Origin of the sequence: Serratia sp. CY81684, assembly GCF_052166595.1 — a bacterium.
In the GTDB taxonomy this organism is placed as follows: domain Bacteria; phylum Pseudomonadota; class Gammaproteobacteria; order Enterobacterales; family Enterobacteriaceae; genus Serratia; species Serratia nematodiphila.
Window position 1 is genome coordinate 751109 of sequence record NZ_JBJNOO010000003.1, and the last position, 19889, is coordinate 770997.

Genomic DNA, 19889 nt, shown 5'->3' on the forward strand with positions numbered 1-19889 from the left:
TATAAGGAAATTTAAGGTGTATCAACGAGAACGTCTTTTTTCGCGATTGGGCCACTTTGCCTATCAGTCGTTCGTCGAAGCGACCAAGCTGTGCCGAACCTTCAGGCACGAATACGTGGAGCTGGAACACTGGCTGAAAGTCCTGGTGGACAAGGAGCGCGGCGACCTGCCGCTGATCCTGGCGCACTACGCCATCAACAGTCAGCGCATCAGCGATGCGTTGGATCGCATTCTTCATACCTTGCCTAACCGCACGAATGCGGTGGTGGATCTGTCGACGCAACTGGAAACGGTGGTGGAAAGAGGGCTGCTGATGAGCCAGCTCGCCGAAACGCCGTCCGGCGGGGTGCGCACCATTCATATCCTGGTCGGCATTCTGCAGGATCCCACGTTGCAGCGCAGCCTGTACCGGCTGAGCGACGAGTTCAAAAAACTGCCGATCCCGCAGCTGTTCGACGATTATCCGGCGATTCTGGCGGAGTCCGTCGAGCATGAGGAAGAGGAAGAAGAGGTCTACAGCGCCCACGGCGATGCGCCGGAGGCGTCCGAGACGGTCGATATTCTCGATAAATGGTGCGCCGATCTGACCCGCCAGGCGCGCGACGGTGAAATCGACCCGGTGATTGGCCGCGAAGCGGAGCTGCGCCAGGTGATCGACATCTTGCTGCGTCGCCGGCAGAACAACCCGATTTTGGTGGGCGAAGCCGGGGTCGGCAAAACGGCGGTGGCGGAAGCGCTGGCCTGCAAGATAGCCCAGGGGCAGGTGCCGCCGCTGCTGCAGGGCGCCCGGCTGCTGTCTTTGGATCTGGGGCGCATGCAGGCCGGGGCGAGCATGAGGGGCGAATTCGAATCGCGCCTGAAAGCGCTGATCGACGCCATCGCGCATTCGGCGGTGCCGGTGATCCTGTTTTGCGACGAGGCGCATACGCTGGTGGGCGCCGGCGGGCAGGCCGGCACCGGCGACGCCGTCAACCTGTTGAAACCGATGCTGGCCAGGGGGGCGCTGCGCATGGTGGCGGCGACCACCTGGTCGGAATACAAACAGTTTATCGAGCCGGACGCCGCGCTGACGCGCCGTTTCCAGTACGTGTTGGTTTCTGAACCCGACGAAGAGAATGCGGTGAACATGATGCGCGCCATCGCCCCGCATTTTGCGCAGCACCACAGCGTCAAGATCCGCGAGTCGGCGCTGCAGGCGGCGGTGCATTTGTCGCTGCGCCATCTGCCGTCGCGGCAACTGCCGGACAAAGCCATCAGCTTGCTGGACACCGCCTGCGCGCGGGTGGCGCTGAGCCAGCATGCGCTGCCTGAAAAAATCGAGTCGCTCGAGGCCGGGTTGGCGGTGAAGCGCACCGAAATGAACGGCCTGCAGGAGGAAAGCAAATTCGACGATCTGGCGCTCAGCCGCATCACTGAATTGCAGCAGACCCTCAGCGACATGGAAGGCGAACTGGCTGCGCTGCGTCAGCGGCAGGCGCAGGAGCAACAGGCGGTCACCACCTTGCTCGACGCGGAGCGGCAGTCGCCGGAGCGCTTGCCGCAGTTGGCCTCCGAGCTGGGAGCCTTGCAAGACGGCGGCCTGCCGTTGGTGTATCCGTGGGTGGATGACCGCGTCGTGGCGGAGGTGTTGTCGGATTGGACCGGCATCCCCACCGGCCGCATGCTGCAAAGCGATCTGGACAATGCGCTCAATCTCAATCAACTGCTGAGCCGCCAGATATTCGGCCAGCAGACGGCGATCGATGAAATCGCGCAGGCGGTGCGCATCTCCCGCGCCGGCATTCAGGCGCACGATCGGCCATTGGGCGTTTTCATGCTGTCCGGCCCGAGCGGCGTTGGCAAAACGGAGACCGCGTTTGCGCTGGCGGAGGCGATGTACGGCGGCGCGCATAACCTGATCGTCTTCAATATGAGCGAGTTTCAGGAATCGCATACCGTTTCCACCCTGAAAGGGGCGCCGCCGGGCTATGTCGGCTACGGCAAGGGCGGCAAGTTGACCGAGGCGGTGCGCCGCAAACCTTATTCCATCGTCTTGCTCGACGAATTCGACAAGGCGCATCCCGATATCCACGAGGCGTTTTATCAAGTCTTCGACAAGGGCGTGATGGAAGACGGTGAAGGCCGCATGATCAGCTTCCGCCAGTGTTTCATTTTAATGACGAGCAATATCGGCGCCGGCGAAATAGAAGCGACGCTGGCGGAAACGCCGGATCTGAAAACCGAAGCGCTGCGGCCGATGCTGCACGACGTGCTGGCGCGCTTCTTCCCGGCGGCGCTGTTGGCGCGCATGAACGTCATTCCCTACGTGCCGCTTTCTACCGAAGCGATAACCCATATCGCCACCAAACAGATTTCGCGTTTACAACAGCGTTTGCACAAAGAAGTGGGCGTGTCGCTGGTGCTGGAAGGCGACATTCCAGGCTGGATAGCCAAACGCATCAGCGCCCATCCTTCGCGCGGCAGAGCGGTCGAGTCGCTGCTGCAGCAGGCGATTTTGCCGCCCATCAGCAATGAAGTGCTGCAGCGCAAACGGACGGGAAAGGAACTGCAGAATATCCAACTCATGGTCGAGAACGATAGTTTAAGTGTTTATTTCGACTGATTTTTAATTTGCCGCCGGCCCGTAAACGCGGGGCGGGGTTCGATATCGGATCAGAGAGGTTGTTATGCCTTTAATCGAAATTGATAACCCGGTGTTAGCCGAATTAAATGCGTTTCCACTCAGCTTCACCACCAAAGAAGGGTTGTCGAGCAACTCGCAATATACGCTCGAATTCGAATGTGAACAGGCGGACGTTGATTATGAATCTCTGCTGGGTCAAGGGATCAGCATTCAAATAGAAAGGCCGGATTTCGGCGCGCGGCCGTTTTACGCTTACGTGATCGGCGCTTCCGATTCAGGGCAGCATCAGGATAAGTTCGTTTATAAGCTGGAGCTGAGCACCTGGCTGTGGTTTTTGATGCAGAACCGCAACAGCCGCATTTTCCAGGATTTGAACGTGCTCGACATCATCGAGCAAATCTTCTCGCGCTACGGTTTTGCCGACTACCGTCTGGATATTCAAGGCACTTATCCGACGCGTGAATATTGCGTGCAGTTTTCCGAAACGGATTTCGCGTTTATCAGCCGCCTGCTGGAAGACGAAGGCATCTGGTATTACTTCGATCACGCCGAGGATAAGCACACGCTGGTGATCACCGACCGGCAGAATTTCGACGATCTGGATTTCGGTTACGCCGTGTTGCCGTTCATGCCGGACAGCGAAGAAAACCGCGCCATCCGTGAAGGGATCCAGCGCATCCAGCGCTCCCGCAAAGTGCGCCCGAATGAAATCGTGCTGCGCGACTTTGACTTCCAGAACCCGCGCAAGAACCTGCAAACCAAGGTGGAAGAAAGCCGCCTCGGCCTGCAGAACACCCCGCTGGAGTGGTACGACTACGCGGCGGGTTATGTGGATACCGAACGCGGTGAAAACCTGGCGCGGCTGCGCCTTGAAGAAATGCAAAGCGACGGCCATCTGCTGTTTGGCGAGAGCAACGCCGTCGGGCTGATGGCCGGCAAGGATTTCTCCTTGATTTTGCACCCGGACGCCAACCGCAACCGCCGCTTCAAACTGACCCGTTGCGACTATGTGTTCGTGCAAGACGGCCCGGACAGCAGCAGCGACGGCCGCAACGTCACCTGCCGTTTCAATGCGTTGAACGACGACGTGCCGTTCCGCCCGCTGCGCGAAACGCCAAAACCTCAAATGCCGGGCATCCAGAGCGCCACCGTGGTCGGCGCGCCCAACTCCGAAGTGCATACCGACAAATTTGCGCGCATCCGCGTGCATTTCCACTGGGATCGCTACAAAACCACCGAGGAAGACAGCTCTTGCTGGATCCGCGTGGTGCAGGCCTGGGCGGGGAAAGGCTGGGGCGTGATCGCCATGCCGCGCGTCGGTCAGGAAGTGCTGGTGACCTATGTCGACGGCGATCTCGATCGTCCGATGGTGACCGGGATTGTGTATAACGGCGACAACCCGCCGCCTTATCAGTTGCCTGAATACATCAACTACTCGGGCATGGTGTCGCGTTCGCTGCGCTTCGGCAAGCCGCAGCATGCCAGCCAGTTGACCTTCGATGACAACCGCAACAACGAACGCGTCATGCTGCATGCCGAACGCGATCTGCAAACCACGGTGGAGCGCAACCAGGCCACCGAGGTGGGAATGGACAAGTTCGACATCATCCGCCGCACCTTTACGGACTGGTTCACCAACCACGTCTCTTACAAGGATTACGTCTTCAGCATTACCGGGTTTGACGCCTCGATTAAAGGCGTCAGCGCGTCGATGACCGGCGTCAGCCTCACCGCCACCGGCGTGAGCACCTCGTTCACCGGCGTCAGCACCTCGTTCACCGGCGTGAGCACGTCATTTACCGGCGTGAGCACTTCGTTCACCGGGCTGAGCACCTCGTTCACCGGGCAGAGCACCAGCTGCACCGGCGTGTCGAACTCGATGACCGGCGAAAGCAACTCCTTCACCAGTATCAGCAACAGCATGACCGGCGAAAGCAACAGCTACACCACGGTCAGCACCAGCCAGACCGGCAGCAGCACCAGCTTTACCGGCGTCAGCGTCAGCACCACCGGATCGTCGACCAGCACCACCGGCTGCAGCATCAGCACCACCGGATCGTCGACCAGCACCACCGGCTGCAGCATCAGCACCACCGGCAGCAGCGTGAGCACCACCGGCAGCAGCGTCGGCACCACCGGCAGCAGCGTCAGCAGCACCGGCAGCAGCGTCAGCAATACCGGCAGCAGCGTCAGCAATACCGGCAGCAGCACCAGCACGACAGGGGTGTCGATCAGCTATACCGGCGCGTCACTGTCCGAGACCGGCGTCGATTTGAAAAAAGTCGGGATGCAAAGCAAAAACTAACGAGGCGCGGCAATGAGAATCATACGGCCACAGCAATTGGTGGCGATTAAAGGAAGTTACCAGATCGGGACAGACAGCCGGCTCGGCATCAGCGTCGTGGCCGGGTGCTACCTGTCCCGGCCTGAACACTTCGTGAACGAAGCCGAAATCTGGGAGGCGTGGAAGCGCGTGCCGCTCAGCCTGCCGATATTGGATGTTGCCGAGCCGAAGCCGTTCGCCGAATACCTGATCGCCGGCCATGCCGGCATCGGTCAGCCGGTGAAAACGCTGAATGTCAGCGCCGACATCGGCGGGCTGAAGCGCCGTTGGCGGGTCGAGGGCGAGGGACGGCGCGGTGCGATGGAGGTGGAACCCTTCCTCAGCGTGCCGCTGGATCACACCTCCGCCTGGGGCGGCAAAGACAACAAGGAGAACCCGTTTGGCCGCGGCTGCAATGACGGGCTGCGGCCGCTGCTGATGACGCTGTCCGCCGAGGGGACCGCGCAGGAGCGCTCTCCGCTGGCGGCGCCGGCGCCGGTGCCGCACGAGTTTGCGCTGCGCAAGACGCACATCGATAAGGTGGCGGGCCAGATCGCCGGCAAAGCCTATCTCGAGACGGCATTCCCCGGGCTGCCGGCCAATATCGATCGGCGTTATTTCCAGATGGCGCCGCCGGCGCAGTGGTTGCCGGAAGCGGCGTGGCCGGATCGGGTGCCCTTCGAGCTGCAGGGCGTCGGCGCGCAAAGCGAGGCGATTCGCGGCGAGCTGCCGGCGGTGCGCGGACGGGCGTTCATCCGCCGTCACGATAGCGACAGCCTCGAGGAAATCGAGCTGCAGCGCAAAACGCTGTGGTTCCTGCCCGACAGCGACATCGCTTTGCTTATCTTCACCGGCAATGCGCCGTTGACGCATCTGCTGGACGAGTCCATCGAGTCCGTCATGCTGGCGTTGGATCGCTGCGATGCGCCGCGCTCGTTCGACTATTTCCAACAGGTATTCCGCAAGCGCAGCGACGATGACGCCTCGCCCTTTGAGTTTCTGTTCGATCCGGATCTGATGCCGGCGGAGATGGGGTTGAACGTCATCCAGGCGGTGTCGGATCACCCCAGCGACTTGCGTTACGATCCGTCGCCCACCTCTCTGGGCGATTCCGCCGTGTTCTATCGACGCATCCGCGAGGCGATCGCCTTGCACCAGCAACAAACGGCGGCGGAGCCGGCTTCCGTGACGCTGCCCGATTTGCCGGCTCTTCCCGCCGAAGACGGCAATGACGCGTTTTTCCCCGATAGCGCGACCGTGGAAGGGAAGACCTTCAGCGGTTTGCGCTGCGAGGCGCTGTCGGGCAGGCATTTTCTGCAGTGCCGCTTTGAGCGCTGCGATTTCTCGCAGGCTTCTTTTGAGAACTGCACCTTCGAAAACTGCGTTTTTGATGCGGTCAACCTGACGCAGGCGGCGCTGCGCCAGATCCGCATGATCTCGTGCACGCTGCAAAAGCCGTTGCTGGCGGAAAGCGTGTGGCAAGAGGCGGTCTTCGAACGGGTGACGCTGGCGGAGCCTCAGGGGCAAGGCCTGCGCGCCGACCACGTGAAGCTGGATAACTGCGTTTTCGAGCGGGGCGATTTCACCGCGAGCCGCTTTGAACACGCGGCGATCGGCAACGGCATGTTTAATGGCGCGACGCTGATCCGCGCGCAGTTTCTGCAAGGCGAGCTGGACGCGTGCGTGTTTAACCGCTGCCTCGCCGAAGAGGCGGTTGCGCTGGAGATGACGCTCACCAAAAACTCGTTCCTTGGCGGCAACTGGCGCGGCGTGCGGTTCGAACGTTGCCGCGTCGAGAGCCTGACGGCGGGCATGCAGGCGAACTTTTCCCACGCCGTGTTCAGCGATAGCTGTTTCACCAAAGTGGGATTGAAAGCGGCGCGTATGGAGAGGTGCCAACTGCTATACAGCGTTTTCACCGAATGCAACTTTGACGAGGCCGATCTGACTGCCTGCGCGATCGCCGGCTGCGATCTGGCCGGCGTGCGGTTTAAAGACAGCCTGTTGACGCACTCACGTTGGCAAAACAGCAGCGCTCAGCAAGGCCTGTTTTATAACGCCGATCTGCGCGATGCGGCATTTGACCAGTGCAATCTGGCGGCGGCGCATCTGGCGATGACCTGGCAGGACGCCGGCACGCGGTTCAGCGGTTGTCTGCTGGAGCGCGCGTGTTGGGTGCCGCGCAGAATCATTCATGGGGACTATGCGCATGAAAACTGAAAGCCGCGTGATCCAACAGGCGCTGCCTGACCGAGAGGCGATCGAACTGGAGGTCGCCCAGGCGGTGGCGCAGACGCCGCCCATGCCGCGGATCTTCAAGAAACGCCGGTTCCACGATCGCGAACTGAAAGGGTTGACGCTGAGCGACTGCTTTTTCATCGACTGTCATTTCGAACGCGTCACGTTTGAAGGTTGTGATTTGCGGGCGGTGCGCTTTGAGGGCTGCACCCTGCAGCAGGTCAACGTGGTCGGTGGCAGCCTGATGCGCCTGTCGTTCAACGAATGCCGGTTTGACAACCTGACGCTGCAACAGGGGCTGCTGTGCAATTTGGCGTGTAACGACACCGCGCTGCAGGGGTGTTACGTCGGCGATTGTCTGCTGGATGACTGCGGTTTGATCCGGTGCGAGGTCAACGGCGCGGAAATTGAACGCAGCAGCCTGGGGCATCTGGCGGTGCAGTCCAGCACCCTGACCAACCTGATGTTTCACCAGGACGTGATACAGGACGCCAACTGGTACGCCTGCCAACTCACGCAGTGCCTGTGGCAGGCGTCGACCCTGGATCGTCAGGTGATGGGCAGTTGTCAGCTGGAGACGTGCAGCTGGCAGACGATCGCGGGGCAGGCGCGCATCTGGTTCACCTGCCGCCTGTCGGGCTGCACTTTGGCGCAGCTACAGCTGCAGGGCGCCAGTTTTCACCGCAGCGAGCTGGAGGGGTGTTCGTTCGCCGACAGCAATCTGACCTCGGCGATCTTCGCCGAAGCGCAGGTACAGCGCTGCGATTTCGAACGCGCGACGCTGACCCTGGCGCAGGGGCAGAAGGCCCGGTTCAGCGAATGCGCGATGAATGGCGCCAACTGGGGGCGCGCCATCTTGCCGCAAGCGGAATTCAGGGCGTGCGATCTGGCGTTAGCCAATCTTGAGCAGGCCGAACTGCGGGAAGCGAACCTGATCGAACAGCCGTTGACCGCCGCTCAGCAACAGAGTGCTCGCCTGCATGGCGCGCAGCGTCATCGCGCCGAAAACGTGCCGCTTACCGCCGATCCGTTCTTGAGTGCGATCGACGCCTGGTATGCGCATCAACAACCGGGGCCGCGGCAACCGTCGTATCAACGGCCAACAGGAGTAAGCAGATATGTATAAATCCAGAAGAGAGCATCAGAAGGTCTATGCCAACGCCAGGGTGACGCCTTTGCAGTTGGTGCGCAGCGCTCCGCTTCCCGAACAAGGGGGGCGCAAGGTGGTGACGCTGGCGGCCGACGCCAACGGCAGTCTGTATGTCGACGGCATGCGCGCCCATTGTCTGGCGGTCGCCACCAGCTGCCTGGTTCAGCCGCTGGCGGGCGATCGCGTTTGCGTCATCGCCGACGGCGACAAGTTGGTCATTACCGAGATCTTGTCGCGGCAACAGGCGAACGCCGTCATGACGCTGGACAGCCGCTGCGCCAACTTGCGCATCGTGGCGCCGGAGATCGAGCTGCAGGGCGGCAAGCGGCTGACGCTGCGCAGCCCGCACTTCACGCTGCTGACGCGCAGCAGCCGTTGGGTGGCCGAAACGCTGCACCAAATCTCTCAACGCCTGTTTGTGCGCAGCAAGCACGCGAGCCGGCGGGTGGAGGAAACCGACGAGGTGCTGGCGAAGCACATCATTCAGGATGCGCGGCAATCCCTCGTCATCAACAGTGAAATTGGTTCTCTGAAGTCTTCGGCGGTGCTGAAGATCGACGGCGGCCAGATACATATGGGGTAAACCACCATGACTGCAGCCAATAACAACATGGCCGGGATCAGCTTTGCCGGCTGTGACCCGATGATACCGGTGCCAGGCCCGAACACCGCGCCCAACAACACCGGCATACCGAACGTGCCTAACTGTTTCCTTTGCGGCGGCAATGAACAGAACCTCGGCAGCATTCGCGCGGCCACCGTCGATTCGGGCGGGGTGATCGGCGCCGCCTCCGGGACGCATTCGGCCCAGATGCAGCCGGTGCAGGGATCGGGCAAGTATTTCACCGGCGGCATGCCGGTCACGCGGCTAGGCGATTCCAGCACGACGAACAATAACAACATGGTTGCCACTCAGGTCGCGCCCAGCCAGACCAAATGTTTCGTTAATGCATAGGAGTTTAGCATGGTGAAAACGCTCCGGGGGATGGCGACAGGGGGACTGTTGGCGGTGGGGATGCTCGGCGGATGCAGCTGGTTTTCTCACGATGAGGCAGCGGATGCGGGGCGCCGGTTGCGGTTTATCGACGTCGAAGTGACCGCCAACGACAACGTGAACCCGAATGCCGCCGGGGAGGCGCAGCCGGTCAAGGTGTGCGTGATAGAAACCAATCGCTCGGGGTGGATGCCCGAGGGGATTGGCGACGGTGCTCCTTGCCGCGAGACGGCGCCGTCGGAAGGGGCGCTGAGCCGGCACCAGAGCATTTTGCAACCGAGGGAGACGTTGCGTTATCGCTTCGAGGTGCCGGCGGGGCAAGAGCGATGGGTCGTCGTCGGGGCGGAGTTTCAGCAAATCAGCGGCGTGTTGCCGCTCGCCGAGCAAAAGTCCCCTGCGCAGGCTGATTCGCAAATGAAGGTGATGGTGGGGATGACGTCACTCAGCATAGTGACTAACGACAAAATGGATGAATGACATGTTACCTAAACAACGCGTCGCCTGGGTAGAAGGCATGTTGATGGAACCGCAGCATTTCCAGCAGCAGGAACGTTTTTTCGAGCACTTGATTGAAGCGCGCTTGCGCAGCGTCGAAACCTTCACCTGGGGGTTCCTGACGCTGGAGATCGACAACGGGCTATTGGAACAGGGCAAGTTTGCGCTGAAGAAAGCCAAGGGCGTTTTCCCCGACGGCACGGCGTTCAGCATGCCTGAGGATATACCGCTGCCGCCGCCGCTGGTGCTGGGAGAAGGCTGCCAGGGGAAAGTGGTGTGCCTGTCCGTGCTGATGGACATCGCCGGCAACGCCCAGATCGATCTTATCCAGGATGCGCGAAAAAGCAGCCGTTTTCGCACCATGGACGCCGAGGTGCCGGATCGCAACCACGGCGTCAGCCTGGAGGGAACGCCGCGCGTGTGCACGATGCAACTGGGCAGCCTGGTGACGCGGCTAAGCCTGGAGGACGCGGTCAGCAGCGCGGAAAGCGTGCTGCCGGTCGGTTTCGTGCGCGAGCTGACCAGCGATCGTCGGGTGCTGCTGGATGAGCGCGCCTTGCCGCCGATGCTGGATTTCCGCGCCATCGGCTGGCTGCCCGCGTTCACCACCGAATTGCTTGGGCTGATCAGCCAGCGTCTGGAGTCGGTTTTCCGCCCGGACGTGCATATGACGATCGGCGGGCTTTCCGAGCTGCTGGAACTGCTGTTGCTGCAAACCTTGAGCGAGTTCAATTTGCGCATCAGCCAACTGCTGGCCAGCCCGCAGGTGCATCCTGAAACCCTGTTCGACACGTTGCTGAGCCTGCTGGGGCGGCTCAGCATCATTCCCGGCGGCGAACGCCTCTGGGATCGGGCCGATTTGGTGTATCTGCACGATGAACCGCACAACTGCTACTTCCAGCTGTTCGCCTCGATTCGCCGCGCGCTGTCGCTGGTGATCGAAGCGCCGGCGGTGGCGTTGCCGTTTGTCGATCGCGGCGACAGCATTTATCTGTGCCCGAACGACTCGCAGCTGCGCCTGGAAAAACTGGTGTTCGCCGTCAGCTGCGGTTTGTCCATCGAGCATCTGCGCTCGTATTTCCCCGCGCAGGTCAAACTGGGGCCGGTCGAGAAAATCATTCAGCTGATCGATCTGCAATTACCGGGCGCTCGCTTGTTGCCGATGGCTTCGCCGCCGCGGCACATACCGTATTACCCGAACAGCATCTATTTCGAGGTTGATCATGCCGACCCGATTTATAAGGAAATGATGGCCGGCTCGGCGATGGCGCTCAGCATCGTGGGTGATTTCCCCGACCTGCGTTTTGACGTCTGGGGATTAAGGCAAGGGAGGGTGGGATGAACGAATTCGAGAGAAAAATACGCGAGGCGATGGCGGTAACGCGCAACAACGCGACGCCGCGCCTTCCCGCGTCCGGCTCGGTGGGCAAAACGACGGCGGAGATCGCCGCGCTGTCCTTCGGCGCGCGGGCGCTGGCCGCCAAGCTGCGGCCGGGAAGCGCCGGGGTGGCGACGCCCCCCGAACCCAAGCCTTATGAAGCGGAAAGCGTTGCGCCGGAAAGCAGCGAGCCCGCGCCGGGCGAGCGCCCGGCCGAGGCGGCGCCGACCTCGAGCGGGCTGTTCGGCCGCGCCGCGCTGAGCAAGCCCGGTGTGATGATGGGGCATTGGGACAACCCGTTGATTGCCGCCGCCATCCCGGTTCTGCTGCAGGTGGAGCGGGTGCGCGATCAGAAACAGCTGAACCCGGGCGCGGTGCGCGCGCAGATCGTACGCGAGATCCAACAATTTCAGCAGACGCTGCTGGCGGATCACATCGCGCCGAGCGATGTGGACAAGCTGGCCTATCTGCTGTGCTCCTACGTGGATGAGTGCTGCATGAGCACGCTCGAATCCGGCGAACTGAATCTCAGCCTGCTGGTGGAGTTTTATCGCGACGCCTGGGGCGGGGAAAAGTGCTTCGAGCACCTGCAGGCCTATCTGGCCGCCTCGCCGCGCAACAAGGAAATCCTGGCGTTTTACGATCTGATCCTGTCGCTGGGCTTCGAAGGGCAATATCACGTGATGGAACGCGGCGCGGTGCTGTTGGCCGATGTGCGCAACCGTCTTGACGGCTATCTGTACAGCCAGAACCCGACGCAGACGCTGGCCGATGCCGAGCCGAGCAAAGTGGTGCGCAAGGCGACCCGCATCACGCCGCTGAAGCTGCTGTGCTACGGCCTGGCCATCGCGCTGCTGGCGTATGCCTCGGCCGCCTGGTATCTGCACGATCAGTCCCGCGCGCTGCGCAACGCCATTTTGGCCTGGACGCCGCCGCAGCCGCGCAAAATCAACATCATGGAGACGCTGCCGCAGCCGCTGCCGCAAATCCTCAGCGAAGGGTGGCTGGAGGTGCGCGCCGATCCGCGCGGCTGGCTGTTGATCTTCACCTCCGACGGCGCATTCGCCACCGGGCAGTCGAAGCTGTCGGAAGAGTTTAAAAAGAAACGCAACATCGAGCGTTTGGGGGAAGCGCTGGCGCCGTGGCCGGGCGATCTGGAGGTCATCGGGCATACCGACAACAAACCGTATCGCAACACCTCCAACAACTCCAACCTGAAACTGTCCGAGGCGCGCGCGCAGACGGTGGCCGACAAGCTGCGCGAATCCTTGGCCAACAGTAAATACAACCGCACCGTGACCTCGGTCGGCAAGGGCGATCAGGAGCCGCTGGACGACAACGCGACGGAAGAAGGGCGCCGCCGCAACCGCCGCGTGGACATCCTTTGGAAAATCGGCGAGAGGGAGATGGCTTCACCGTCTGCAACGTTAAATCAGGCAGGGGTAGCCGCCGAGGTCCCCGAGGATAACTAAGACATCCGCCGGCGTAGAGATAATAAGGAAATTATATGATACGTAGATCATTCATATTGGTGATTGCCTTGCTGCTGTGTGCGGTGGTGTGGTGGATTGGGCCGTTGATCGCCATCGGCACCTATCGGCCGCTGCTGTCGGTCTGGGTCAGGGGCATCATCATCGCGCTGATCCTGTGCTGGGCGCTGTGGCCGTTCGTGGCGACGTTCTTATCCTGGGTGTTCCGCCACGCGCGAGCGCCGGCCCCGGCCAAACGCAAGACCGCCCAGCGAGATCGCGTGACCTCGCGCTTTTACGACGCCTTGCGCACCTTGCAGTACGTCGGCACGGCGAAGCAGCGCACCCCCTGGCAGCGCTTCAAATACCGCCTGACGCGCCGTTACGTCAGCGAAAAGCCGTGGTTTCTGGTCATCGGGCCGCCGGGCAGCGGCAAAACCTCGCTGATCGGCGAAAGCGGCGAACGCTTCTTGCTGGCCGAGCACTATGGCCTGCAGCAGACGGTGGACGTCGGGCCGACCCAGGATTGCAACTGGTGGCTGGCGGAGAATTCGGTGTATGTCGACACTTCCGGCGAATGGCTGCAGTTGAACGGCCTGGGGGAAGAGGGCGCCAGGGCGCGCGATACCCTGTTCAAATTGATCCGCCGCCATCGCCGCCATCCGGGCATCGACGGCATCATGCTGTGTCTGGATGCGCGTTGGTTGCTGCACGCCTCGCTGACGGAGAGAAAGTCGGTCGCCGACGCGCTGCGCGTGCGCCTGCTGGAGATGGCCTCGTGGTTCCGCAGCGAGCTGCCGGTCTATCTTACCATCAGCCACCTCGATCAACTGGTCGGCGGCGAGACCTTCCTGTCGATGCTGGGCGACGATCTGTTGCAAAAAGGCATGGGCTTCAGCCTGAACCGCGCCGAACAGGGAGAAACCCCCTTCGAGCAGTATGAAACCCTCTACCGGGAGATGGTGGCGCGCGTCAGCCATCACGTGCTCGAACTGTTGCACGATGCGCCGGACGGCCAAAACCGCCAGCAGCTGCTGTTCTTCACCGAGTCGCTGGGGTCGCTGGGCAACCCGCTGTATTCCCTGTTAGAGCAGATCTTCCCGCAAACGCCGGTGGGCTACGCCTGCCATCTGCAGCAGGTCTGGCTGGGCAGCACCATCGCCTTGCCGCCGCAGGGGGCGATCTACAACGCGGAAGCGGCGGATATCTATGAAGCTCGCCCGACCGGGCGCATTTATCACCCGGAGCTGGATTACGCCCGGCAAGAACGCGGGGTGATGCAGCAGTCTTCGCACGCCAGGCCGCTCGGCAGCCGCATGAGCTCCCTGGGCCGCTATGTGCTGGTACTCATTCTGTTGGCGGTCTCGTTTAACCTGCTGGCGATGCGTTACCTGTGGGAGAGCGATTACATCTCCTACATTGCGGCGCGCTTCGATGAGACAAAGCGCATCGTGCGCGAAATACCGGTGACTAACCGCGTCAGCGACGATGTCATTTCCGCCTATGAGCAGCTGGGCTACATGAACGCGCAATTGGGCGGCGAAGTATCGCCGGTGCCGAATCCCTATTTCGAGCACAAGCTGATCAACAGCGCGGCGCAAAAAACCTACCAACGCCATTTGCTGCAGATCTTCTGGCCGGCGGTGGAAAACTATATCGCGGACGAACTCAAGAATGACGTCTCGGCGTCCAACAAGGACGTCTACGGCACCCTGAAAGTGTACCTGATGATGGGCGAACCTTCGCACCGCTCCGCCGAAGCCTTGGTCGACTGGTTCATGGCGCGCTGGGAAACCTTTATGCCGCAGGGTTACACCGACATGAACAAAGGCATCTTTGCTTACCATCTGCGGGAGATGTTCTCTTTGCCGGACGCGCCGGTCATGAAGATGAACGGCGATCTGCTGCGCCTGGCGCGGGTGAAAGCGATGAACATTCCGATGCAGGTGCGAGTGGTGCGCCGCATCGAAGAGAAACCGCTGCCGGCGGCGATCAACGATATTTCGTTGGCCGACGCCGCCGGACCGAACGTCTCCTTGATGCTACGCCGCAAGAGCCAGGCGACGGTCACCGATACCGCCGTGCCGGGGTTCTATACCCGCGCCAGCTATCGCGACGTTTTCCTGGCGCAGCTCGATGACGCCGCCAAGGACATGATCGAAGAAGAGTCCTGGGTGCTGCGCGACAGTGGGGAAGGGAAAAACGCGGTGAACTCGCTGGCCTCGGCGCAGAAGCTGGCCGACGAGGCGAGGAAGCTTTACCTCATCGAGTATGCCGACAAATGGGATGCGTTCATGCGCGACGTGCGCGCCCGGCCGGTCAACGGGCTTGAGGATGCGGCGATCCTGGCGCGTCAACTGTCCGACCCTTCTTCTCCGCTGGCCAATCTGGTGCGCTTCGCTGCACGCGAAACCAGCATGACCGGAACCAACCAGGGCGATGCGGCAAGCTGGTTCGATCGCCAGCGCAACCGCATCGAGCAGCAGCGGCGCGACATCCTGGGCGAGATTTCCGGCGAGCGCGCGCGTTTTCGTCTCACGCCGGAGCGCGCGGTGGAAGATCGCTTCGAGCTGCTCCGCCGTCTGGGCTATCAGCTGTTGCAGACCACCAACGCCAGCAACGATCCGCTGAGCCGCAGTTTCGAAGCGCTGTACAGCCAGTTGACCACCTTGTCCACCTCGCTGCGCGGCGGCCAGGTGGTGCCCGCCGGAGGCACGCTGAAGCGCCTGCAGCTGGATGCGGCGCGCCAGCCGGAACCGGTGCGCAGCGTGATGATGGACTTGTTGCAGGTCGGGGACAGCCAGACGATTCAGCAGAGCCAAAAGAACCTGAGCAAAGGCGCTTCGTCGCTGGCCTCCGGCTTGTGCAAGAGCAGCATCAGCGGGCGTTATCCGTTCTCGCGCAACGCCAGAGCGGAGGTCGGCATCGAGGACTTCTCGCGCATGTTTGGCCAAAGCGGCGCGATGCAGCAGTTCTTCGATGAGAACCTGGCCCCTTATGTGGACGTCAACGCGCAGAAATGGAATGCCAAACCGGGTTCAGAGGGGATCGTCAATGCCAGCACGCTGGGCGCGTTTGAAAATGCCCGCCTGATCCGCGATACCTTCTTCACTGCCGGCGACAAGCTGTCTTTCTCCATGTTCATCAGGCCGTTGTCCCTGACGCCGACCATTACGGAAGCGACCCTGGATATCGACGGGCAGGTGATTAACTACAGCCATGGTTTCAGCCAGCCTACCCGTATCGATTGGCCGGGTCCGAAAGGCGGCAGCTATGTTCGACTGACCTTCCGCACCGGCACCGGCCAGATCCAGGTCGCCAGTTTCGACGGGCCCTGGGCCTTGTTCCGGATGTTCGATGCCAGCAATCCCGTGCCGCTCGCCAGCGACAGGCGAGAGCTGACGATGTCGATGTCGTCGGTGGTGGGCGTGCTCAAACTGGAATTGCGCTCGACGATGAAAGATTTCCCACTTTGGTCACGGGCGTTGCGAGGATTCTCGTGCCCGAAGGCGATGTAAACACAACCGTAAAGAGGTGATAAACATGTTAGATCCAGCCAAAATTTTAGAAACCATGAAGGCCGGCGGCAATTTGGGCACCAACTCCCAATCGTCGCTGAGTCAACCGTTTATGCAAGGCGTCAGCAATATTCAAATGTCGGGGCCGGATGCGGCCAAGTCGGTCATGAGTAACGTGACAAAATCTTGCGATGATATGTTCGGCAATATGAAGGGCATTTTTAATGGTCTGCAATCGAATGTGAACGCACACCAAAAAATGCAAACGGGCGAGCAGCCGAAAGATTTTAATGTTTCCATGGACGATCTTCGTCCGGCGATTGCGAAAGGGTTCCCGCACGAAATGGCGGACTTCTTTTCCAAAGTGCCGAAACTGTAATCAACAACTCGATGGATAAAATACCGGGAGGTGGAAATGCCTCCCGGTATTCACAAGGAGTGGTGCGATGATCTATGACTGGATGCTTAAAAACGCCAATAAACGCATGGGTTTTTTCATCATAGTGATACCCAGCTTGTTTTTTTGGATATTGGTTTTTCTGACCTTATCTATTTTTTGATTCTTTGAAGTAAAAAAAAAGCACCCGCGAAGGTGCTTAAAATGAAGCGAATTAAAAAATAGGAAGGGATGATTATGAATTGTTATTACAGTTTAGAGATGATCTGCAATCCGCTGGAAATCAGCGCATCGACAGCCAGACCAATACCTTTACCGATGGTGCCGACAACGGTTTTGGCATCCGGGTTAACACCGGCAATCGCGGAAATGGTATCAATACCTGTACCTACCGCACTGCCAATCAGTGTGCCTACGTCACCAAAAAAACCAGCACCGTTAACTTGTTCAATTTCTACTGCGGATAGTTCTTTCATGATTGAAACTCCTTTTTCAGTTAGCCCTTTACTTCAGGCCATTTCATTATTGCAAATCAGGTCATTTTTTCAATAAAACTCGCGCTGTTTTTTTATACTATTGTGTTTTTTGTTAGATTGATTTTGCATCGTTAGATTATATATTGCCGAAGCCTGGATTTTTATATCTCACTCGCCTTGAACGGCGGCGGTTTTATGAGGTTATTATTTTAAATCGGAATGATATATACCAGAAGGGAGACCTTATGAAGGTATTGACGACGCCGGAAAGACCTTTCCGGTATGATGAGCTTGCGGATAAAATTATCCGCGAGGCCAGGAGCCGCTTGGGCTGCGCCGTTCTGCGGTTTTTAGACTGCATGATCCTGGGTTATGGCCCGCCGGTGATAGTCTTTGATATCTATAATAATCACGGTAAGTTGCAAACGTTCAAAGTCATTCTTCCTCTTGGGAGCGACAAGCAGCTAAAAAAAGATCACCTCGGGTTGGTTTCCTGCCTGGAGGCTAAAAAATTGATGAGGATAAAAAAAATATAAATCATCCCGCTCGTCAACGATGCCGCGTTATCTTTCTGCGCTGCGCATCACTCCTGAAAAATCGTTACTCCTACCAAGCATTTCTTGCGCGGGCGGCCGATGGGTTCGCCTTCTTCTTTTTTGTTGCCGTCTACATGAAAGGGCGGGAATCACTTACTGCCATAAAGTGTAGCTTTTTTTTATGCAAATTTTTTACAATAAAATGAATATGGTTATACTCTGTTTAATAGGGTCTGCGATGACCCCACCGCCTCGTGCGAAAAAAGCATTATCCTGCCTTTATCATAAGTAAATTCCTAATGCATAAACGGATTCTCTTAACAATCAATGTCGCGCAATGTTATGTTCTATATTATGTGTTTTTTCGATATTTATCTGGATATATTGCGCTCTTGGAGTAAAATTAACGTATCAGAGAAAAATCTTAGCACCGTGATGCTGATGGCAATGATGCCTTATAAATATATCTTACGATAACAATTTCCCTTGCGAAGCGCGGCAGCTTACCGCGTCTTGCTTTTGTATGCTCTCCAGGGCAGATGATTTATATAACCCTATATATAAAATGCACTTTTGCGAGGCAAGGTCTTTTTTGCTTCGCCTATAACGCTTTTTTATTAAAAAGCACGTTAAAACAAAAAATAATCACAGCAATGATATTGCAGTAAGGAGAGTGAGCAAGCGTAGTCAAAAGGGAGGTTTGTTAATGGAGCGCGTCAATATCGCTATTGTGGATAAAAATCAATTCTTCAAGCTGGGGTTGAGTCTTGCCTTGCAAGAAGGTTTTCTCACGAATGGCATTAAGGCCAAGATCACGGGAGAAGAACGTGCCAACATCATATTCAGGGCGCCGGACAAGCGGGTGTCCATAAATTTTTGCCATACCCAGCTTTTGCAGGGCAACTTTTCTTCTATTCCGCTCTATTTTTCAATATTGGAGCATAAAAAGACATTCCCTAAAATTCATTGCAATTTGGAGGCCGGAAGTATTACGCGCAAAGACAGCGTGGCGGCGATCGTGGACAAGGTCATGTTCTGCTATCGCAAGAAAAATAGTTTGGTTTCAAGCTATTGCCCGCGTTGCCGTACCCAGTTGACCTTTAGCGAGGGGAAAGTGTGCCGTTTGATCCATTTGGGCTATTCACAAAACCAAACGGCGATGTTGCTCGGCATCAGCCCGAAAACGGTGAGTATTCATAAACGTTCGGCCATGAGAAAACTGAACATCGATAATAATATTGAATTCTTGCGTTGGTTAAAAATGCACAGCGACTCTTGTTAATCAGGGAAAGGAAGCGAACGGTCCGGCGCCGTATTATCAACGGCGCTGAGCGGTCATCTTTTATTGATTTCCGCCCGGCATGGAATCGGTTTTATAGGGAGATAAAACATGGCTGTCTTTGTGAGGGAAGCGGTTTCCCATAATCATTTCAAATTATTGCAGGAGCTTTATGGCAGAGATTTGGGCGGGGAGCGTTTCCTGCACTGGAAGCATTTGCTCGATCCGCATTGTGGGGCGCCAATGGAAAAAACGGGCATATTTTACAAGGATCAAGAACGTTATCTCGGGATGTTTGTATCCAGTTTTTATCCTTTTAAAATCAATGAATTGTCTTTTAATGTCAATATGCTTGGCGATCTTGGGATCCACCGTCAGGTCAAATCTTCCACCGTCTTGAAAGACTTTTTCCTGCAGGCTAAGCGTTCGGATGTGGCGGCGGATATCTGCTTTTCCGATGACAGGAAGATCAGGGTTTATGAAAAGATTTTCAGAAAGTATTTAACCACCAATACGCAAATCTATCCCTTCGTCGAATTAACCTTAAAGCCTGATAAGTTTATGGCCTTTCGTTTTACCGAGGGCGGCCAAGCGCGGCAGGCCAGTTTTATCAATAATCTGGGGCGAGAAAAAGATCATCGCGCATTTGAATATATTGAAAAACATCCTCTGTATCATAAAATTCATTATATCAATAAAGGCAATCTCTACGCTGTGATTGGCTGTTCCAGTGAGTGTGCCGAACTTTTGGATATTTCCAATCCTTCCAGGGAGTGTTTTTCCTGGGCCATCGGCGTTTGTCGGCACCTGCATAGCCGTTGCAAAGTGATGATCCCTATTGGTTTTTACAAGTCGATTTGCGCTCAGGCGGCGGAGGTCATTGCAGAAAAGCGCATCAACATGCTGATCGGTTATTACTCAGAAAAGATAAGCGAGCTGATGCCGAAAGAGGTTTGGGTATGCCGCATGGATCGCCGTTAAGCAGGGCACGTGTATTCTAAATGGAGTGTTTG

General features: G+C 58.2%; 15 protein-coding genes. 14 read left to right on the forward strand and 1 reads right to left on the reverse strand.

Annotation, left to right across the window (positions count from 1 at the left end; all coding sequences use genetic code 11):
• Positions 1-16: 16 nt before the first annotated feature.
• The 11 genes from tssH to ACJ8QF_RS11465 all read left to right on the forward strand — a co-directional run bounded on the left by tssH (position 17) and on the right by ACJ8QF_RS11465 (position 16567).
• Positions 17-2602: a type VI secretion system ATPase TssH gene (gene tssH, locus ACJ8QF_RS11415; protein ID WP_004935356.1), complete on the forward strand. Its 2586-nt coding sequence runs from the start codon at positions 17-19 to the stop codon at positions 2600-2602.
• A gap of 64 nt (positions 2603-2666) precedes the next feature.
• Positions 2667-4928, forward strand: a complete 2262-nt coding sequence (gene vgrG / locus ACJ8QF_RS11420) for a type VI secretion system tip protein VgrG (protein WP_004935351.1) — start codon at positions 2667-2669, stop codon at positions 4926-4928.
• Positions 4929-4940: 12 nt separating this feature from the next.
• Positions 4941-7166 (forward strand): DUF2169 domain-containing protein, encoded by a 2226-nt coding sequence (locus ACJ8QF_RS11425; protein ID WP_442537523.1) that lies wholly within the window; start codon positions 4941-4943, stop codon positions 7164-7166.
• The gene (locus ACJ8QF_RS11430; RefSeq protein ID WP_442537524.1) at positions 7156-8310 is read left to right on the forward strand and encodes a pentapeptide repeat-containing protein; all 1155 of its coding nucleotides are present in this window, start codon (positions 7156-7158) and stop codon (positions 8308-8310) included. The genes ACJ8QF_RS11425 and ACJ8QF_RS11430 overlap by 11 nt, the downstream gene beginning before the upstream one ends.
• Entirely contained in the window at positions 8303-8917 is a 615-nt protein-coding gene (locus tag ACJ8QF_RS11435; protein ID WP_004935341.1) for a DUF3540 domain-containing protein, read from the forward strand. The genes ACJ8QF_RS11430 and ACJ8QF_RS11435 overlap by 8 nt, the downstream gene beginning before the upstream one ends.
• A 6-nt stretch (positions 8918-8923) precedes the next feature.
• Positions 8924-9289 (forward strand): PAAR-like domain-containing protein, encoded by a 366-nt coding sequence (locus tag ACJ8QF_RS11440; protein WP_004935338.1) that lies wholly within the window; start codon positions 8924-8926, stop codon positions 9287-9289.
• A gap of 9 nt (positions 9290-9298) precedes the next feature.
• Positions 9299-9805 (forward strand): type VI secretion lipoprotein TssJ, encoded by a 507-nt coding sequence (locus tag ACJ8QF_RS11445; RefSeq protein ID WP_015378386.1) that lies wholly within the window; start codon positions 9299-9301, stop codon positions 9803-9805.
• A gap of 1 nt (position 9806) precedes the next feature.
• Positions 9807-11165: a type VI secretion system baseplate subunit TssK gene (gene tssK / locus ACJ8QF_RS11450; protein WP_004935332.1), complete on the forward strand. Its 1359-nt coding sequence runs from the start codon at positions 9807-9809 to the stop codon at positions 11163-11165.
• Entirely contained in the window at positions 11162-12673 is a 1512-nt protein-coding gene (gene icmH, locus ACJ8QF_RS11455; protein ID WP_004935328.1) for a type IVB secretion system protein IcmH/DotU, read from the forward strand. Before tssK ends, icmH begins: the two co-directional genes overlap by 4 nt.
• A 35-nt stretch (positions 12674-12708) precedes the next feature.
• The gene (gene tssM, locus ACJ8QF_RS11460) at positions 12709-16188 is read left to right on the forward strand and encodes a type VI secretion system membrane subunit TssM (RefSeq protein WP_004935326.1); all 3480 of its coding nucleotides are present in this window, start codon (positions 12709-12711) and stop codon (positions 16186-16188) included.
• Positions 16189-16213: 25 nt separating this feature from the next.
• Positions 16214-16567, forward strand: a complete 354-nt coding sequence (locus tag ACJ8QF_RS11465) for a DUF6277 family protein (RefSeq protein WP_004935323.1) — start codon at positions 16214-16216, stop codon at positions 16565-16567.
• Between the two features lie 266 nt (positions 16568-16833).
• Here ACJ8QF_RS11465 and ACJ8QF_RS11470 read toward each other — a convergent pair whose 3' ends face one another.
• The gene (locus ACJ8QF_RS11470) at positions 16834-17061 is read right to left on the reverse strand and encodes a hypothetical protein (protein WP_004935320.1); all 228 of its coding nucleotides are present in this window, start codon (positions 17059-17061) and stop codon (positions 16834-16836) included.
• A 245-nt stretch (positions 17062-17306) separates the two neighbouring features.
• Between ACJ8QF_RS11470 and ACJ8QF_RS11475 the strand changes: the two genes are divergently transcribed.
• From ACJ8QF_RS11475 to ACJ8QF_RS11485, 3 genes are all read left to right on the forward strand, one after another.
• Positions 17307-17597, forward strand: a complete 291-nt coding sequence (locus ACJ8QF_RS11475; RefSeq protein WP_004935318.1) for a hypothetical protein — start codon at positions 17307-17309, stop codon at positions 17595-17597.
• 706 nt (positions 17598-18303) lie between these two features.
• Positions 18304-18879 (forward strand): helix-turn-helix transcriptional regulator, encoded by a 576-nt coding sequence (locus ACJ8QF_RS11480; protein WP_004935315.1) that lies wholly within the window; start codon positions 18304-18306, stop codon positions 18877-18879.
• A gap of 108 nt (positions 18880-18987) precedes the next feature.
• The gene (locus tag ACJ8QF_RS11485; RefSeq protein WP_004935313.1) at positions 18988-19857 is read left to right on the forward strand and encodes a hypothetical protein; all 870 of its coding nucleotides are present in this window, start codon (positions 18988-18990) and stop codon (positions 19855-19857) included.
• Positions 19858-19889: the final 32 nt, after the last annotated feature.

Coding starts and splice junctions, on each gene's coding strand:
- vgrG (WP_004935351.1), top strand. CDS start 2,667: ATGCCTTTAATCGAAATTGATAACCCGGTGTTAGCCGAATTAAATGCG.
- ACJ8QF_RS11425 (WP_442537523.1), top strand. CDS start 4,941: ATGAGAATCATACGGCCACAGCAATTGGTGGCGATTAAAGGAAGTTAC.
- ACJ8QF_RS11430 (WP_442537524.1), top strand. CDS start 7,156: ATGAAAACTGAAAGCCGCGTGATCCAACAGGCGCTGCCTGACCGAGAG.
- ACJ8QF_RS11435 (WP_004935341.1), top strand. CDS start 8,303: ATGTATAAATCCAGAAGAGAGCATCAGAAGGTCTATGCCAACGCCAGG.
- ACJ8QF_RS11440 (WP_004935338.1), top strand. CDS start 8,924: ATGACTGCAGCCAATAACAACATGGCCGGGATCAGCTTTGCCGGCTGT.
- ACJ8QF_RS11445 (WP_015378386.1), top strand. CDS start 9,299: ATGGTGAAAACGCTCCGGGGGATGGCGACAGGGGGACTGTTGGCGGTG.
- tssK (WP_004935332.1), top strand. CDS start 9,807: ATGTTACCTAAACAACGCGTCGCCTGGGTAGAAGGCATGTTGATGGAA.
- icmH (WP_004935328.1), top strand. CDS start 11,162: ATGAACGAATTCGAGAGAAAAATACGCGAGGCGATGGCGGTAACGCGC.
- tssM (WP_004935326.1), top strand. CDS start 12,709: ATGATACGTAGATCATTCATATTGGTGATTGCCTTGCTGCTGTGTGCG.
- ACJ8QF_RS11465 (WP_004935323.1), top strand. CDS start 16,214: ATGTTAGATCCAGCCAAAATTTTAGAAACCATGAAGGCCGGCGGCAAT.
- ACJ8QF_RS11470 (WP_004935320.1), bottom strand. CDS start 17,061: ATGAAAGAACTATCCGCAGTAGAAATTGAACAAGTTAACGGTGCTGGT.
- ACJ8QF_RS11475 (WP_004935318.1), top strand. CDS start 17,307: ATGAAGGTATTGACGACGCCGGAAAGACCTTTCCGGTATGATGAGCTT.
- ACJ8QF_RS11480 (WP_004935315.1), top strand. CDS start 18,304: ATGGAGCGCGTCAATATCGCTATTGTGGATAAAAATCAATTCTTCAAG.
- ACJ8QF_RS11485 (WP_004935313.1), top strand. CDS start 18,988: ATGGCTGTCTTTGTGAGGGAAGCGGTTTCCCATAATCATTTCAAATTA.